Annotated in this window: 13 protein-coding genes; 4 read left to right on the forward strand and 9 right to left on the reverse strand. The window is 35.4% G+C overall.

Annotated elements, in window-relative coordinates:
* Nucleotides 1–50 precede the first annotated feature (50 nt).
* Genes ACYQZV_RS08395 through ACYQZV_RS08405 form a run of 3 tightly spaced genes read right to left on the reverse strand, consistent with a single transcriptional unit; the run spans nucleotide 51 to nucleotide 5492 of the window.
* Entirely contained in the window at nucleotides 51–3134 is a 3084-nt protein-coding gene (locus ACYQZV_RS08395) for an efflux RND transporter permease subunit (protein ID WP_459895029.1), read from the reverse strand.
* Between the two features lie 13 nt (nucleotides 3135–3147).
* Nucleotides 3148–4224, reverse strand: coding sequence for an efflux RND transporter periplasmic adaptor subunit (locus ACYQZV_RS08400; RefSeq protein ID WP_459895032.1), 1077 nt, complete (start codon nucleotides 4222–4224; stop codon nucleotides 3148–3150).
* Nucleotides 4221–5492: a TolC family protein gene (locus ACYQZV_RS08405; protein ID WP_459895035.1), complete on the reverse strand. Its 1272-nt coding sequence runs from the start codon at nucleotides 5490–5492 to the stop codon at nucleotides 4221–4223. Before ACYQZV_RS08405 ends, ACYQZV_RS08400 begins: the two co-directional genes overlap by 4 nt.
* A gap of 104 nt (nucleotides 5493–5596) precedes the next feature.
* Here ACYQZV_RS08405 and ACYQZV_RS08410 point away from each other — a divergent pair, with 104 nt between their 5' ends.
* The gene (locus ACYQZV_RS08410; protein ID WP_459895037.1) at nucleotides 5597–5902 is read left to right on the forward strand and encodes a hypothetical protein; all 306 of its coding nucleotides are present in this window, start codon (nucleotides 5597–5599) and stop codon (nucleotides 5900–5902) included.
* Here ACYQZV_RS08410 and ACYQZV_RS08415 read toward each other — a convergent pair.
* The 6 genes from ACYQZV_RS08415 to ACYQZV_RS08440 all read right to left on the reverse strand — a co-directional run bounded on the left by ACYQZV_RS08415 (nucleotide 5899) and on the right by ACYQZV_RS08440 (nucleotide 14476).
* Nucleotides 5899–6825, reverse strand: a complete 927-nt coding sequence (locus tag ACYQZV_RS08415) for a bifunctional heptose 7-phosphate kinase/heptose 1-phosphate adenyltransferase (RefSeq protein WP_459895040.1) — start codon at nucleotides 6823–6825, stop codon at nucleotides 5899–5901. The genes ACYQZV_RS08410 and ACYQZV_RS08415 overlap by 4 nt on opposite strands.
* Entirely contained in the window at nucleotides 6815–8029 is a 1215-nt protein-coding gene (locus ACYQZV_RS08420; RefSeq protein ID WP_459895043.1) for an aspartate kinase, read from the reverse strand. Before ACYQZV_RS08420 ends, ACYQZV_RS08415 begins: the two co-directional genes overlap by 11 nt.
* Nucleotides 8026–9609, reverse strand: coding sequence for a phosphoglycerate dehydrogenase (serA, locus tag ACYQZV_RS08425; RefSeq protein ID WP_459895045.1), 1584 nt, complete (start codon nucleotides 9607–9609; stop codon nucleotides 8026–8028). The genes ACYQZV_RS08420 and serA overlap by 4 nt, the downstream gene beginning before the upstream one ends.
* Nucleotides 9610–9683: 74 nt before the next feature.
* Nucleotides 9684–12173: an AMP-binding protein gene (locus tag ACYQZV_RS08430; RefSeq protein WP_459895047.1), complete on the reverse strand. Its 2490-nt coding sequence runs from the start codon at nucleotides 12171–12173 to the stop codon at nucleotides 9684–9686.
* Complete coding sequence (locus tag ACYQZV_RS08435) at nucleotides 12174–12983, reverse strand: 50S ribosomal protein L11 methyltransferase (RefSeq protein ID WP_459895050.1); 810 nt, start codon at nucleotides 12981–12983, stop codon at nucleotides 12174–12176.
* 59 nt (nucleotides 12984–13042) lie between these two features.
* The gene (locus ACYQZV_RS08440; RefSeq protein WP_459895053.1) at nucleotides 13043–14476 is read right to left on the reverse strand and encodes an aldehyde dehydrogenase family protein; all 1434 of its coding nucleotides are present in this window, start codon (nucleotides 14474–14476) and stop codon (nucleotides 13043–13045) included.
* Between the two features lie 70 nt (nucleotides 14477–14546).
* Between ACYQZV_RS08440 and ACYQZV_RS08445 the strand changes: the two genes are divergently transcribed.
* Genes ACYQZV_RS08445 through ACYQZV_RS08455 form a run of 3 tightly spaced genes read left to right on the forward strand, consistent with a single transcriptional unit; the run spans nucleotide 14547 to nucleotide 18606 of the window.
* Nucleotides 14547–15917, forward strand: a complete 1371-nt coding sequence (locus tag ACYQZV_RS08445) for an amino acid permease (protein WP_459895056.1) — start codon at nucleotides 14547–14549, stop codon at nucleotides 15915–15917.
* Nucleotides 15914–17671 (forward strand): bifunctional 3'-5' exonuclease/DNA polymerase, encoded by a 1758-nt coding sequence (locus ACYQZV_RS08450; protein ID WP_459895058.1) that lies wholly within the window; start codon nucleotides 15914–15916, stop codon nucleotides 17669–17671. The genes ACYQZV_RS08445 and ACYQZV_RS08450 overlap by 4 nt, the downstream gene beginning before the upstream one ends.
* Nucleotides 17671–18606 carry an ABC transporter permease gene (locus ACYQZV_RS08455; protein WP_459895061.1) on the forward strand — a complete coding sequence of 312 codons (936 nt, stop codon included), beginning with the start codon at nucleotides 17671–17673 and terminating at the stop codon, nucleotides 18604–18606. The genes ACYQZV_RS08450 and ACYQZV_RS08455 overlap by 1 nt, the downstream gene beginning before the upstream one ends.
* Nucleotides 18607–18608 lie beyond the last annotated feature (2 nt).

Consider the following 18608-nt stretch of genomic DNA (forward strand, 5'->3'; position numbering starts at 1 on the left):
TGAGGAATAATGGAAGCATGGGGCCTTTGCTTGGCCCACACTTTTAATATCTAAAACTTAGTATATTCTTTTGGAGGCACAAGATAAAGAAGTACTGGTATTAAAAGAAGAGTGGCTATTGTACCTATACTCATGCCTGTTACCACTACTAGAGCAAGTGGTTTTTGTACTTGAGTACCTATACCTGTTCGTATAGCTGCTGGTAAAAGCCCCAAAGACGCCACAAGACCTGTCATAAGCACCGGTCTAAACTTATCTTTCATGGTTTCTATTACAGCATCGTATTTGGATAGTCCGTTTTCGTAAAGTCTTATAAACTGGGTAGTGATGATGGAGCCATTCATGATAGATACACCCATAATAGATATAAAACCTATAGCCGACGATACGCTAAAAGCCATGTGGGATAAAAGAAGTGATACTATGGCAGTACCTATTGCCACCACAGCACTAGAAAATGCTACCAACGTATATCTTAAAGATTTAAAGTAGATATATAGTATTGCAAGAGCTATCGCCACGGCTAAGGGTATTATAACTGCCATCTGCCTTTGAGCTTGTATCATTTGTTTGTATTCACCGCTCCATTCAAGATGATATCCAGGTGGAAGCTTTACAGATTTTTCTATTTCTTGTTTTGCTCTTTTTATAACCCCTCCCACATTTGAACCCACTATACTGAATTTTATAGGTAAAAATCTTTGGTAGTTTTCTCTATATATAAAGTAAGCACCCGTATGATAATATATATCAGCTACATCTCCAAGTTTTATAACTTGACCATTAGGAGTAACGATTGGAATTGATGATATGTCTTTTGCGGTCCTTCTATAATCTTTTGGGAATCTTATAACAAGGTCTATCTGCCTATCTCCTTCTAGAACTTCGGTAACAGGTGAACTTCCTATGGCAGCTTGAATAATGTTTAATATATCCCCTGTATTTAAGCCATACCTTGCAGCTGCCCCTCTTTTTACTTTTACATCTATCTCAGGTTGACCAAGCTCTTTATACATACCAACATCTGTCATTCCTTTTGTATGTTCTAAAATTGGTGTTATCTCTCTACCTAACTTATCAAGCTCTATAAGATTTGGACCGTATATTTTAAGAGAGTTTTCGCCCTTTACCCCAGAGAGTACCTCATCAAAATTATCCTGTATATATTGGGAAAAGTTTACATCAGCCCCTGGAAACATCTTGATAAAGTGTTTTCTCATGATATCTTCAAGTTTTTGCTTTGTCATACCAGCAGGCCATTTCGAATAAGGTAAAAGCTGAATAGAATACTCTGTGTCGTATGGGCCCACGTCATCTGAACCATCTTCTGGTCTTCCAGCTCTACTATCCACTGATACTACCTCTGGGAATTGCATTACGTAATGTCTTACCTCGTTGGCGTATTTATGAGATGTAGAAAGCGCTATAGACCATGGAAAGGTTATTCTTAAATATATGTTGCCTTCATCAAGAGTAGGTATAAATTCTGTTCCTAAAAACTTAAAACTAAACAACATTATAGCTATTACAATAAAACTTACTATTGCGAATGGTTTAGCTACTTTTAAAAGTAGTTTTAGGATTTTAAGATAAATATTTGTAAGCATTAGCGCTAATTTAGGTTCTTTAGCTTTTATGTTTTTCTTTATAAGTCCTATGGTAGCTGGTACAAAAGTAAATGTAAGAGCCACAGCTATGGTAAGAGCATACACGTAAGTTCTTGCCATAGGACTAAAAAGTACCCCTTGAGCACCATTCATAGCAAATAGTGGTATAAAGGATGTTATAATAATAAGGATTGAGAACATGAGAGGCTTTACAATATCAAGAGTAGCGTAAGATATCACATAGTCTGTATTTTCATTCTTCTTTTCCTCAGCTATCCTATATATATTTTCCGCAAGCAATATAGCGCTATCTATGATTATGCCAAAATCCACTGCCCCAAGAGATATAAGGTTTGCTTCTTCACCTCTTAGTGCCATAAAAGCCAATGTAGATATAAGGGCTATAGGTACTACGGTAGCTACTATCATTGAGGTAGGTAGGTCCCCTAAGAATATAAATATCACAAAGAATATAAGCGAAATACCCATAATAGCGTTTTCTTTTATCTTTTTTACCACAGCATTAAGAAGCGTTTGTCTTGTATAGTAAGGTACGAGTTTTACACCAAGAGATTTGTACTGAGCGTTTAGTTCTTTTATCTTCTTGTTTAGGGCTTTTAGTGTAGGTACAGACTTAGCTGTTTTCCTCATCACTGCTGTTACCACCACCGTTTGATTCTTAGAGTACCACTTGCCGCCTGGTTCTCTTATGCTAAGTCCCATATAACCTTGAACTGGAGCATGTCCTACTATGACTTTTCCTATATCTCCTACGGTGATGGGTGTACCGTTGTAATTGGTTAACACGATATCTTTTATATCTTTTAGACTTTTTATAAGCCCGATACCGCGAATTGTATAGGTTTGCTCACCAATCTCTGTGTAATTTCCACCTACGTTTATATTTGCATTGGCTATAGCGTTTTGGACTTGGGATAATGTGAGGTTGTACTTTACAAGCTTTTGAGGGTCAGCTATAACTTGGTATTGTTTTACAAATCCTCCTATAGGATTACAATCTTCTATACCAGGCACTGTTTTTATCTGTCTACATATAGGCCAATCTGCTAAGCCTCTAAGATAAGTAAGGGATTGGCCTTTTAATCCTCTTACTTCAAATCTCATCACCTCACCCACTGGGTTTGATTGAATCACAGGTTGAACACCTGGTGGTAGGTTTGCTTGAGAGAGCCTATTTATAACATGTTGTTTTGCAACCTGATAAGGTACGCCGTATTTGAATGTCACCTTTATATCTGATAATCCATAAAGTGACATAGTGTTTATTTTAGTAGAATGAGGGATAGCTGACAATGCAGATTCTAGCGGGATAGTCACCTGTTTTTCTACTTCTTTAGCAGAATGTCCGGCATATATGGCAGTAACTTCTATTACCACAGGGGAATAATCTGGAAACGGCTCAATATCAAGCTTTTTAATACCAAAATAAGAGAGTACGGTAATAAGAATGCCCAAGAATAAAAATACAAGCTTATTTTGAAGTACAAAATTTATAAAAGACCTCATATTATCTCCCCGCTCACTTGCTTATCAGTATAGTTCCAGATGCTACAACTTTATCGCCAGGATTTAAACCAGATTTGATATAAGCGGTCTGTCCTTTTACCTTATATACTTCTACCGGTGTTTTTACATAAGTTCCATTTTCATATTTAAAAACATAAAACTGATTATCTTTAAATACCAGGGCAGATTGAGGTATTTCTATGCTGTTTTCTTTGGAAGAGGTGAGGTCTACATCTACAAACATGTTTGGTTTTAAAAAGTTTTTAATGTTTTTAACTCTTATATATACTTTGTAAGTTCTAGTGTTTGGATCTACTATATCACCTACATAAAATACCTTGCCTTCAAAAGATATCCCAGGATATGCTGATGTAGTAATCTCCACTTTTTGCCCAGGAGATATATACTTTATATCTTTTGAGAAAGCATCCGCCACTACCATCACGTGAGAAGTGTCTACTATGGTAGCAAGTGGTGTATAAGGGTCTACTATTATTTTCTCACCTGGATGTATGTTTAACTTTGCTACTACACCATCAGCTGGACTTGTAATGTATTTTGTCATCACATAAGAACCAGTCCCTTTTAAACCTATTATCTTCATTTGGGCATAGTACCCGTCCATAAGAGCTTTTGAGGATTTTAAATTTGCCAATGCGTTATCAAGGTCAAACTTTGACATAGAGCCTATTTCATACAACTTTTTAGTAAGGTCGTAGGTTTTAAGAGCCAACTCGTATTGGGCTTTTGCTTGAAGATAATTTGAATATAAGTTTGCCACATCTGCAGATTTTACCAAGAAAAGCGGTTGACCTATACCCACATGCTCTCCAATGTTTACAAGCACCCTTTCTATAACCCCATTTACCGATGATGTAACGTTTACCACTCCATTTGGAGAAGATATAACGCTACCTGGTAATTTAAGCTTTCTTACAAACACACCTTGCTTAGCGATTGTAAGCTTTATATTTGAAGTAGTTTGATTAGAGCTATCTTTAGCAGTGCTTTCTTGGGCTTTTTGATTAGCACAAGAACTAAAAAATACCAGAGCTAAAGCCGAGCCAACAAAAATTTTGCGTTTTTTCATAAGCTACCCCTGCTATAAAGATCTAAAAGTGTTCTATTTAACATAAGCTGATATAAAGCATTTCTATAGCTTGCCATAAAATCTTTGTAGGTTCTCTCAGCATCAAGTAAGTCAAGCACAGATATACCCCTTAGAGCAAAAGATTTTTGAGATATATCTAGTATTTTCTCAATCTCTTTCTTTTTTTCAACATAAGCTCTAAAGGTTCTCTGGGCACTCAAGAAGTTTTGATAAGCTTGGTAAGTCTGGGTTTTTGCCGTATCTTCTAAGTTTTTAAGCATAAGTTTATCTTGTTTGATACTGTAGGCTGCATTTAAAATACCACCTACGTTTCTATCAAATATAGGAAGAGGAAAGCTAAGCCCTGCACCTATCATAAAAGGATATCTTCTTCCTTCTGAATCCATACCCACTGTGTCTATCTCAAAATTAAATGTCAAGTCTGGTATATTTTGGGCTTTTTGAAATTTTAAATTGTAAAGGTCTGATTGCAGTTGATATCTTGCTGCCCTTATGTCAAACCTATTTAAAGCAAGTTTTTCATACTTTTTTAGGTTGGGCTTCTGATTTAACAAAAATGCCACTGGATAGCCAGCTTTTAGTCGTATTGGTGTTTTGAGCCTAAGTAACGTTTGTAACTCTTTCAAATCGTTTTCGTATTGAGCTTTTGCTTGATATACTGCGCTTTGAAGGTTTACTTTGTAAACAGATAACTTAAAATAATCTAAGTTTGATATAAACCCGTAATCCCTTTGATACTTAGCTATTTTTAATACTTTCTCGTAGTTATCAAGGTCATCTTTAGCTTGCCTTAAGGCTATTCTATCTATTATAACCTGGTAATAAAGACTCATAAATCCTATCAGGAGATTTCTAACATTGTCATCGTGAGAAAAAATAGAAGACTTGTAAAGAGCATAGTTTAACTTCATATTCAAACTTCTTTTACCACCCATTCTAAAAAGCTTAGCTATACCTATATTTGATGTGGAATCCCTACTTCTTAGTTCACCATTTCTTATCTCGTGCTGAACGCTACTCATGTATATGCTTGGATTTGTGTGAGCCTTTGATTCTAAATAGTTTGCATAAGCTTTATCTATGTTGTACTTATCTATCAAAACATTGTAGTTGTTGTGTATAAATATAGATACAGCCTTAGCGGGCGTCAATTCCAATGGCTCTTCTTTCGAAAATGAAGGCTCTGATATTAAAAGCCCATATACCAAAAAACCAAAAACAATACCTTTTAATTTTTTTAACTTCATAGTATTCTATTATGTCATAAAAGTATTAATTTTTTATGAAACACATGGTTTTGTATTGTAATATATATCATAAAGTATCATGAATTATGACTTATTTTTAATAAATGGACTGCGAAGAAGTTTCATATGAATTTCGGAACGATTTTATAGTGTATTCTTATAAAAATTTTGAAAATGTACTGGGATTGAATATTTTTATGTGGTTTACTGTGAACGATGGTTATTTAGGAGTCTATGAGAAAAAAGATTTAAATGTGGATTTTATAGTTGGCAAAGATGGTATCATAGAAATTGTATTTAAAGATGATAAAAGCTCTTGCTGTTATAAGGGGTATTGTAAAAATATATCGGAACTTTTTGAATTTTTAGAAAGCGTATCAGATTATTGGGGATTTGGTGGATTGTTTTAAATATTTTCAAGGATTTCTTCTATTGTAGTAGAAGCGGCACCTATTTTTGATACTACTATACCAGCGGCAGTATTGGCAAGCTCACAGGCTTCGTTGGTTTTAGCACCGGCTAGTAGAGCTGCAGTCAAAACCGCTAAAAACGTATCACCGGCACCTGTCACATCGTAAACCTCTTTAGCTTTTGCGCTGTAAGTATGCACAGCACCGTCTTCAAAAAAAGCGACGCCTTTTGGTCCAAGGGTTATAGCAAGGTATGTAAGATTTAGTTCGGTTTTTAAGCTTTTACCAAGTTTAAATATATCTTCTTCGTTTAACATAGCCTTGGCTTCTTTTTCATTTGGTGTTATAACAGATAGATTACGATAAAAATTTTTGTGATGGGGCTTTGGGTCTGCTGAAACAAAAGAATAATATCTTGTCAAAGTCTGACAAAGGTTTTCTGTGATTGTACCTTTCGCATAATCTGATATGATAACACCATCTACATCCTTTGGAAGTTTATCTAATATAATTTGAAAATCTAAAAACGGTGTTCTATCTTCCCAGTCTATACGAATAAGCTGTTGATGAGATGCTATTATGCGTGTCTTTTGAGTGGTTGGTTTGTCTGATATTATATTCAAGTCTTCTATGTTAAGCTCTTTAAGTCTCTTAGACATTATAGTGTATGCACTGTCATTACCCACTATACCACATATAGAGGTTTGTACGTTTAAAGAAGCTAAATTGCTGGCAACGTTTGCAGCTCCACCAAGCCTATATTCTTCTGATAACACTTCTACCACTGGTACTGGGGCCTCTGGCGATATTCTTTCAACGTTGCCGAAAAGATAATGATCAAGCATCACATCACCTACAACAGCAATTTTTAGGCTTTTAAAAGTATCTAAAATTTCTTTTGCTCGTTTTTTATCAAGGCTCATCTTTTTCTATAAACTCTTCGTGTAAAGCCCTAACGGCTAGCTCTGTATATTTTTCGTCTATAAGGCAAGATATTTTTATCTCTGAGGTGGATATTGCTTTTATATTTATGTTATTGGCAGCCAATACTTCAAACATGCGCCCGGCTATCCCGTAAGCGCTTTTCATACCTATTCCCACCACAGATATCTTAGCCACGTCATCATCCCTTAGAACGCTTCTTGCGTTTAGTTGTTTGGCTACTTTTTTAGTAATCTCTTCCGCTTTGTGAGCATCGTTTTTGTTTACAGTAAAAGACATATCCGTGTATCCATCTACAGATACATTTTGCACAATCATATCTACTACAATGTGTGACTCTCCTAAGCTTTTAAAAATCTCAGCAGCTATACCAGGTTTGTCTGGGATATGGGTAATTGTAATCCTTGATTCATTCACATCTGCGGTGATGGCTCTTACAGCCTTTTTCTCCATAATTTCTTCCTCCGGTACTATCCAAGTGCCCTCAGCATCTTCAAACGAAGACCTCACGTGTATACGAGAGCCAAATTTGGCTGCAAACTCAACACTTTTTATTTGCATCACTTTTGCGCCCAAAGATGCCATCTCGAGCATTTCTTCGTAGGATATAAAATCTATCTTTTTAGCATGTTTTACAATACGAGGGTCTGTGGTATAAACACCATTCACATCTGTATATATCTCACAATCTGCTTTTAAGTAACCAGCCAATGCCACAGCAGTGGTATCAGACCCGCCTCTTCCCAAAGTTGTGATATCTCCTCTCTCGTCCATTCCCTGGAAACCAGCTATCACAGGTATTATGTTTTTGTCTAAAAGCTCTAAAATTTTTTTTGTGTTTATATATTTAATATTTGCCTTAAAGTGCACATCATCCGTTTCTATAGGTATTTGCCATCCACAAAGACTTATTGCATCGTAACCCTTTTTCATAAGCATAAGGGCAAAAAGGGCTATAGCTTGTTGCTCACCAGTGGATATAAGCTGGTCTAACTCTCTGTAATTTGGATACTCTTCTATAGACTTTGCAAGCTTTATAAGCCTCTCTGTTTCTCCAGACATTGCAGAAGAAACTACTACAGGTTTGTAGCCTTTTTCTATGGCTTTTATAACCTTGTTGGCAGCGTTTTCTATGCGTTCTATAGAGCCGACTGATGTACCGCCAAACTTTTGGACCAGTATCATAATATTACCTGCTTCATGGATATAATTTGAGGTATTCTTTTAAGTTTTTCCAACACTTCATCGCTCACTTTAGAATCTAGGTTTAGTACGCCTAGAGCAAGTCCGCCTCTTTTTTCTCTACCCAATCTAAAGCCTGCTATGTTGACGTTTGCTTGTCCTAGTATTGAGCCTATTGTTCCTATAACTCCTGGCGTGTCTTTGTTTTCAAATACGAGCATGACGCCTTCTGGTTCCACATCCACATAAAATCTATCTATTTGTAAAATGCGAGGTATTTGATTCTCTATGAGACTTCCACCTACTACTTTTTCCTGCACATCGCCGTATGCGGTTATCTTTATATAATGTTTAAAATCTTGAGATTCCTCGTTGGCAACTTCTTCTACTTCTATACCGTAATCTTTGGCAAGATAAGTAGCATTTATTATGTTCACCGGATAATCCGTTATACTTTTTAAAACACCTTTTAACACAGCTGCTACCACTGGTTTTGAGTTTTTAGCCAAATCTCCTATAACTTCTACCTTTATTTTTTTTATACCATCGGTGCTAAGTTGGGCTACAAAGCTACCCATATTTTCAGCTAAATCTAAGTGGGGTTTTATAAGGGTTATAACAGATATATCTGGGAACGGGGCATTTACTACGTAATCTACCGGTTGACCTTTTAGAGCTTTTGTTACTTGCTGAGCTATTATAATACCTACATTTTCTTGGGATTCGTAAGTGTTTGCGCCTATATGGGCACTCAACGATACGTTTTTACACTCTCTAAAAGCATCAACAAGCTCTTTTGGAGGCGGTTCTTTGCTAAAAACATCTATACCGGCGCCATATAATTTTCCGCTTTTAAGAGCTTCTATTAAATCCCATTCTACTATGATACCGCCCCTAGCACAGTTTATAACAATGGCACCATCCTTCATCTTTGCAATGCGCTCTTTGTTTATCATGCCTTTTGTCTCATGGGTTAAAGGAGTATGGATTGTAATTATATCTGATACTCCGAGCATTTCATCCAAATCTTCGTAAAGTTTTACTCCTAACCTATCACCTTTTTCTCTTGGTATATAAGGATCGTAAGCTAAAACCTTCATGCCAAACGCTTTTGCTCTTATTGCCACTTGAGAACCTATATTTCCTAAACCTATAATACCAAGCGTTTTTCCGAAAAGCTCAATACCCATAAAGCTGTGCCTTTCCCATCTGTAGTCCATTATTGTGTTGTGGGTTTTGTGGATGGTTCTAATTACATTTATCATATGACCTATGGTAAGCTCTGTGGCACCTATGGTGTTTGCCCCAGGCGTATTGCATACTAAGATTCCTTTTTTAGAAGCTGTTTCTATATCAACGTTGTCAACACCTACACCGGCCCTTCCTATAACTTTTAGGTTTTTTGCCCTTTCTAAAAGCTCTGTTGTAATTGGTGTTCTACTTCTTGTCACTATCGCATCATAGTTTCCAACTATTTCTAAAAGCTCATCAAACTTAATTTCAGGATAATAATCTACTTCAAACTCTTTCTTGAGAATTTCTACGCCCTTTGGAGATATGGGATCGGTGATTAAAACTTTCATAAAAAACCTCCGCAATTAAAAATTAGAATATATATTATAGCATATAAATTCACTTATCTTACGGTACAATAGCTCTAAGGCAAGCTTAAAATAGATTGGACTGCTTCCTCTAATCTTCCTATTATCTCATCGTATGAGAATTTGTATTCCATTAAAGGCCAGCCGTATCTCACTAATATCTTTTTGGGTTTTGGAAATATGTCGCCTATTTTCATAGCTTCATAAGAACCTATTATAGCCGTTGGTACTATTGGTACACTTAACTCTTTACTTAATATTGCTACCCCTTTCTTAAAAGGAAGTAGTTTACCGTTTCTAGTTCTAGCACCTTCTGGAAATATCACTAAGTTCTTACCGCTTTTTAAAACCCCTGCTGATTTTATAAGTGTTTCTTTTACGTTGGACTGAGTATCCACGGTGATTACATGAAAGTATCTAGCTATAAGCTCGCCAAGCCTACCTTCAAAATACTCTTTGGCACCCACAAAGAATACATCTTTGACTATATCCTTTGGTAGCGATGCTGCTATTAGAAATCCATCTAAATAACTGGCATGGTTAGGGGCTATTATAAAAGGCTTTTCTTTGGGAAGATTTGGTAAACCTTCTACTTTAAACCTAAAGTAAATTTTGAAAATTTGTTTTAGTATGTAAGACCCGTAAACAATGATATCGTCTTTATACTCATTTACATCTATAGGGTTGGATTCGCTCAATATATCGTGCCAATTTATATCTTTTATATCTTTAGCTTCTTGGGATGACACCAAAGCCATAAGCTGCTCTACAGACAAGTATTTTGACAATTCTTTCTCGGGTAGATTTATGCCGAAGGTTTTTTCTAGAAAACTAAGCAGCTCTACTTTGTCTAAAGAATCAAGCCCAAGGTCTATTTCTAAGTGGTCTTTAGGAGATATATCGCTCTTATACTTTCTTAAATAATTAAGTAGAATACCTTCTTGTTCTGTTAGAATACCGATTGATTTTTCTTCTTTTTCGTAAACTTGCTCTTGCAGATTAGTATGTTGCTGTTTTGATAAACTTGTTTCGTCTTGAGCTTTTAACAAAAACCTCTTTATTTTTCCAAGCCTTGTTTTGGGAAGTTCTTCTTCTCTTATGGTAAAATCTGTGATGTTTTTGTAAGAAGGCAACTCTCTATTTACTTTGTCAATCACTTCCCATGTAATGTATTCTCTTAGATTTAATATGCCTTTTTCTTTTACAAGCTCAAAATCTGGGACTATTATAGCATGAAGATGTCCGTTTTTTTCTATGACTGCAGCTTCTTTTACAATGTCGCTTTTAGAGAGTATGAGGTTTTCTATTTCTTCTGGTATTACCTTTTTGCCATTTTCAAGTACTATTAGCTCTTTTTTTCTACCAACTATATAAAGATATCCATCTTCATCAACGTATCCTATATCACCGGTATAAAACCATCCATCTTTTATAGCTTCATTGGTGAGATCCGGTCTTTGCCAATAGCCTTTCATTACATTTTTACCTTTTACTAATACCTCACCGTCTTCTGCTATTCTTACCTCAACACCGGGTATTGGTTTTCCAACAGAACCTATCTTTATACTACCTGGTACATTAAAGCTTACTATAGGAGATGTTTCAGTAAGACCATATCCTTCTAACACATCAAATCCAAGCATATAAAGGTCGTGAGCTACGTTTGGGTCTAATTTTGCACCACCGCTTATAAAATACTTCAATCTTCCACCAAAAGTTTTGTGAACCTTCTTAAAGATAATTTTACCAAGCTTTGGACTACCAATAAAATCTACAAGAGAAAACAGTCTTTTCGCTCCAGGGATGCTGTTTATCTCTCCGAATATTCTGTCGTGCAATATTTTGTAAAGCTTAGGTACACCTATTAAAACGGTTACTTTGTTGGCAGTGATTAAATTTATCAAAGAACTAGAAGAAAGATTTTCACTAAATATTATTGTAGCTCCTAGGTAAAGAGGCACAAGTAATGATACCATCAAAGGGTAAGCGTGATGAAAAGGAAGTAAAGCTATCGTAACATCTTTTGAAGAAGCTATATTCTCTTTAACTATAGCCTCTATATTGGATTGCAAGTTTCCAAAAGTAAGCATTACACCTTTTGGTTGACCGGTGGTTCCTGATGTATAAAGCAAAAGCGCTATATCTTCAGAAATATTTGTAATTGGTTCTTTTGGATCCTGAAAAGGTATAAAATCTTCTATGTCTATGGCCTCTACTCTATATTTATGCCTTTTTACAGCTTTTGCAAAGATATCTTTTAGATTAGAAGACACAAAAGCGTATTTAGGGGTGGCATCTTTTAATATAAAGGCTACTTCCTCTTCGGAAGCCATATGGTCTATTGGTAGAGCTATGCCGCCTCTTCTCCATATACCAAAAAGAGCATAAGCCCATTCCGGTTTATTTTCTGAAAAAATAACCACCCTATCCCCTGGCATTATGTCTATAGCGGCACTATAAAACTCTGCTTTTTCAACAAGCTCTTTATAAGAGATGTTTTGACCTTTATATATAAAAGCTGTTTTATCGTAAAATTTTAAAAACATTTAGCACTTCCCAATCACAAAACCATGCCAATCGTTTTTTGTTAACTGTTTTATGATTTTAATATTAAAATCTTTGCATATAGATTTTATTATTTCTTCTTCGCCTTTGTAAATCCCAGATATTATAAGGTACTTTTTAAATAATTTTGTAAGGTTTGAAAACTCTTTTTCAAAAATGTACATCTCAAGGTTTGCCAACACGACATCGTAAATTCCCACAAAATAATCGTAGTAGTTTTCGTCTTTTATATAGTTTCTTTTTAAATTGTCTTCTAGATAACTTCTATGTAAGATATCTAACGGAGTAGCTACTTCAAAATGTAAATCTATCATATCGTTGTTCTTTGCATTATCTATAGCTTCTTTTATTGCCAATGGGTCCAAGTCTATACCCTTTATATAGGATTTTGTGAAATATCTACTTGCTATTGTAAGTATACCGCTTCCGCATCCAACATCTAAAACGCTATCAGATATACTCACATAATCTTTTATAAGCCTAAGCATAATTTGTGTGCTTTCGTGAAGCCCTGTCCCAAAAGCCATTCCTTTTTTAATTTTTATAGGCAATGCGTAAGATGGTAATATCACAAAAATATCTTCTTTGATGGGTTCTAATTCACCAAAATCAAGTTCTTGATAGTTTATTTTTCTAACCTCTATTGGCTCAAAACCTTTTAATATTTTATCTGTGGATATCTTCCATATATTTTCTTTTTTTTCTAAAATCTCAAAACCAAAGGCCTCCTCCACAAGCAAATCTTCAAGCAAATCTTTGTCTATTTCGTATACAAAAACTTGATATTCCATATAAACATTATAAAATAAAAATCTTTTAAGTAGCGATATGCTATGATGCTACAAAACTTTTACAAAGATATAACAACGTTTTTGATTTCTGTATAATCTTCTATAGCAAAGGCTGGCCCTTCCCTTCCTATGCCAGAGTATTTGAATCCACCATAAGGCATATGGTCTACTCTAAAGTTTGGTCCTTCGTTTATGTTTACTCCACCCACTTCGCAGTTTCTTATGAACTCCATTGCCACTTTTATATCATTTGTATAAACTCCTATTTGAAGCCCATAATCTCCTTCGTTTACGACGTCTATTACTTCCTTAATATCTTTATATTTATTGATGTTTATCACAGGAGCGAAAGCTTCTTCTTTAAAAATAGCACTATCTTTATTTACATCTATAAGAAGCGTTGGTAAAAGATAGTTGGTTCCTTTGATGTGTTCGGAGTTTTTGGCTTTTTGTATAAGTTTAGCACCTTTTTCAATAGCCTCTTTAATCCAATTTTGCACGCGTTCAACTTGAGCTTTGTCTATCATCGGGCCCATATCCACCGTTTCGTCCATGGGGTCTCCTATTTTTATGTTTGATATTTTTTCTTCTAAAAGCCTTAAAAATTTATCTAAAACCTCTTCGTGGACAAATATTCTCTGTATGGATATACAAACTTGCCCAGCCATTGAAAATCCGCCTTGAACAGCTTTTGTAGCCGCCTTTTCCAAATCCCCATCTTTATGAACCACCAACGCCGAATTAGAACCAAGCTCCAAAACAAGTTTTTTAATACCAGCTTGTCTTGCTATAAGCTCTCCTACCATTTTGCTACCGGTAAAAGACACCACTCTTACATCTTTGTGCATCGTAAGGGCTTTGCCTAAATCTCCAAAGCCCGGTAAAACGGATATAGCTTCTTTCGGTAATCCAGCTTCTAATAAAAATTCTCCCATCATGATAGGGCTTAAGGGCGTTTTTTCAGAAGGTTTTACTATGACAGGGCATCCTGCTCCTATGGCTGGTCCTACCTTGTGGGCAGTGAGATTTAAAGGAAAGTTGAAAGGTGATATAGCCACCACTATACCTGCTGGTACTCTTATATAAAATCCAAATTTTGATTTACCGTTTGGATGAGCATCCACCTCGTAAGTCTCACCTTTTATCCTTTTTGCCTCTTCTGCTGAAAATTTAAAGGTTTCTATGGCTCTATCTACCTCTACTCTAGCTTCTTTTATAGTCTTGCCCACTTCGTATACAATTGTTTTTGCTATTTCTTCTTTGTTTTTTCTTAAAAGCTCTGATGTTTTAAAAAGGATTTCGGATTTTTCATAAGAGCTTAACTCTGAGAGTTTCTTAAGCCCTATCTTTGCCTTTTCTATGGCTTTTTCTACATAGGAAGCGTCTACTGTATAAGTTTCTCCTATTTTTGAGTTGTCATAGGGGTATATTACATCAAGCTTTTGAGTAGTCTCTAAAAACTCTCCACCTAAAATTGGTTTTTTAACTATCATGATTTTACATTATAAGGTCTAAGCAATATTTTGTCAATGTTAAAAGGAGTTTATGGTATATTTTTAATGTATGAGTTTAGATATTTTTAGAAAAAAGCATTATGTTGAAGAGCATAAGCTTTTAAGAGAAGTTAAGGCGTTAGAGCTTGTATTGATGGGTGTTGGTGCAATCATAGGTGCTGGTATTTTTGTAATTACAGGTATGGCTGCCGCTACGATGGCTGGCCCAGGCATCGTTTTATCTTTTGTACTTGGTGCTGTTTCCCTTGGTATAAGCGCTTTTGCTTACGCCGAGCTTGGTTCTGCTATTCCTGTCTCTGGTAGTGCTTATAGCTATACATACTCTTTTTTAGGTGAGATAATAGCTTGGCTTGTAGGATGGAATCTAGTGCTAGAGTATGGAATATCAACGGCCGCTGTAGCAGTGGGGTGGTCTTCTTACTTTAGGTCATTTTTAAAAAATAGCTTTGGTATTACGCTACCTCACGCTCTTACGGCAGCTTACAACCCAAGAAACGGCACATACATAGACATATGTGCTTTTCTTATCATAATATTTATGTTTGGTATCTTGCTTTTAGGAATAAAAGAAAGCGCTTTTGCAAGCTCTTTTGTGGTAGTGCTTAAAATATTGGTACTTGTGATATTCATATTGTTTGCATTACCGCATATCGATTTTAAAAACTACAAAGACTTTTTACCCTATGGCATATCAGGTGTATGGCACGCCACTGGTCTTATAATATTTGCATATCTTGGTTTTGATGCAGTATCCACTGTGGCTGAAGAAGTTAAAAACCCCCAAAGAGACTTACCGATAGGACTTATAGGCTCTTTAGCCATTAGTACGTTTTTTTATATTGTAGTAAGTCTTACCCTTACAGGTGTCGTAAATTATAAAAACTTAAATGTACCAGATGCTCTTTCTTTTGCAATGGAAAAATTGCATATGCATCTCATAGCAAGCATAATCTCAATAGGTGCCGTGATAACAATTACAAGCGTTATTATGGTTATGGGGCTTGGGTTTACAAGAGTAGTATATGCTCTTTCAAGAGATGGACTCTTGTTTGAGTCTTTATCTGACGTTCATCCAAAGTTTGGCACCCCTTATAAAGCCACGATATTAGGCGCTTTTGTATTATCTTTAGCTGCAGGATTGTTTCCTTTGAAAGATTTGGCTGAAATGGTTAATATAGGTACATTGTTTGCTTACTTTATGGTAGGTATAAGTATTATTCTAATAAGAAAATCCAAAGAGTATAATCCAAAATTTAGGATGCCTATGGCAAAAGTTTTATTGCCGCTAAACTTGTTTACATTGCTTCTTATAATGGCTGGGCTTCCTATGTTGACTTGGATAAGATTTTTGGTCTGGTGTATAGCGGGGCTTTTGATATACGCATTTTATGGATATAAGCATAGCCAGTTAAACCAATGAACTATGTTTATATAGACAAAGAGCCTCTTTTGTTGAAAGCCTTAGACTATCTTTCTGCTGGGGATATTTGGTTTATAGATACAGAAACTACACCAAAAGATATAAGACTCTTTCAAGTGGCTTTAGAAAGTGGTCCTGTTTATATAATAGATTTTTGGTTTGTAAAAGATGCTCCAAGGCTTATAAAAGATGTAATATCCAAAAAAGGTGTTGTAGGACACAACCTCAAGTATGATTTAAAATATCTTATGAAGTACGATATTCATCCTTATACAACCTTTGATACCATGATCGGTGCTCAGTTAATAGGTTTAAACAGAGTTTCTTTGGCAAGCGTTTACGCCCATTTTACAGGAGAGAGTTTGGACAAAAAGGAACAGTTTTCAAACTGGTCTTCAAAAGAGCTTACAGAAAGTCAGCTTTTTTATGCTGCAAAAGATGTGGAAGTTTTAAGGCTTTTATATGAAAAGCTAAAAAAAGAACTGGATAAAGAACCAATAGTTATAGATGTATTGCAGAAATCTAGAGTGGCTAAGGTATTTGGATTGGAGAGTGCGCACGCTATAATAGAGATGGGTTTTGTCCAAGAACTAGCCAAGATAGAGCATGTTGGTATTGGGATAGATGCAGTTGAAATAGAAAATGCAAAAAAACAACTACAAAAGAAAACTCAAGAACTTGCCATGAACTTTTACATAAAATATCGAATAGATATAAGTAGTCCTAAAAAGATAGGAGAGTTTCTAGAAAAAAATCTAAAACTCTCTTTACCTCGCACAGACAAAGAAAATATAGTAACAGATGATAGTGTGCTTGTTGAGCATCTTGAGAAAGGTGATGAAAAGGTAAGGGAATTTATAAATAGCGTTTTAGAGTTTAGAAGACTTCATAAGCTTCAGGAGAAACTATCAGAAATCTTAGAATACAACGAGCAAGATAGAGTATATCCGGAGTTTTGGCAAATAGGTTCTATCACTGGTAGAATGTCCTCTTCAAAACCAAATGTTCAAAATATCCCTAGAGATTTGAGAGGTATTTTAAAGGCCAAGGAAGGATACGTTTTTGTGATAGCTGATTTTTCGCAAATAGAGCTGAGAATAGCAGCGGATTATGTAAAAGATGAGGTAATGATTTCTGTTATAAATAAAGGCGAGGATTTACACAAGTTTACGGCTTCTCTTATTATGGGAAAACCTGTTGAATCTATAACAAAAGAGGAAAGACAAAAAGCGAAAGCGGCGAACTTTGGTTTGATATATGGCATATCTGAAAAATCCCTTTCTTTGTACGCTAAAAACTCTTACGGAATCGATATGTCTATAGAAGAGGCTAAGCGCTTTAGAGAAGTGTTTTTTTCAACCTTTCAGGGTATAAAAGCTTGGCACGATAGAATAAAAAAAGAGCTAAAAGCTAAAGGAGAGGTAAGGCTAAAAACCTTGTGCGGAAAACCTATGATAGCTTATACTTTTACAGATGCTGCAAACTATCCAATACAAGGAACTGGAGCAGAACTGTTAAAGCTCTCTGTTTTGATTTTTTCTCAAGAGCTTAAAAGAAAATTCCCAAATAATTTCAATGAGATAGCAAATGTTGTAAATCTTGTCCATGATGAAATTGTAGTAGAAGCTAAAGAAGAATACAAAGAAGAAGTTTCCGAGCTTTTAGAAAAAGCTATGAAAAAAGCAGGTTCTATAATCTTGAAGGATGTAATTGTAGAAACAGAAGTTTCTATGAATAAGCGTTGGGTAAAGTAGTGCTAAAGTTTTTAATCTTAAGGGTTTTACAAGGTATTTTTGTGGTTATCGCCATTAGCTTTTTCTCCTTTTTAGCTATAAACTTTGCCCCTGGTGGATTTTTTGACCAGCTTAAATTAAACCCAAGCGTATCTCAAGAGACCATAAAACAACTCGAGGCTTTCTACGGTCTTAACAAACCGCTATTAATAAGATATGTAGACTGGCTTTGGAACGCTCTTAGATTTAACTTAGGATACTCTATAGAATACAACGAAAGTGTAAAAAAATTAATCCTTGAACGCATACCAAATACTCTTATGGTATCTATACCTTCAGCTTTTTTATCTTGGAGTTTAGCCTTTTTGCTTGGTGTTTTTTCGGCTTTTAAAAAAGATAGCCTGTTAGATAAGATTATACAGGGAATTTCTTACGTTTCTATGTCTATACCATCTTTTGTTATGGGTTTTCTAATTATGATGTTTTTTTATAAAACACATTTTATAAATATATCAGATATGCTTAGTGGTATAAATGTAAAGCACCTTATGCTTCCAGTGAGTGCCCTTGCTTTATCATCTTTCGGAGGACTTTCCAGACTAGTAAGAGCCAATGTTTTAGAGATACTAAATAGTCCTATATACATTTTTTTAAAAGCTTCAAAAGTAAGGCAATCAACTATAATACTACATGTTTTAAGAAATGCTCTATCTCCTTTTATAGTTCTTTTGGGATATGAATTTTCTTCTTTGATATCTGGGGCTGCTTTAGTGGAGATAGTCACAAATTGGCCAGGTATGGGTCTTCTTATATTAAACGCTGTGTTGTCAAAGGACTTATTTTTGGTGATGGGGAGTCTTTACGTGGGAAGTATAATGCTTATAGTAGGAAACATAATCGCCGATATGCTTCTTTTTCTAAATGACCCAAGGATTAAAAGAGAACATATTGTTTAATG

This window comes from Hydrogenobaculum acidophilum, assembly GCF_054656715.1.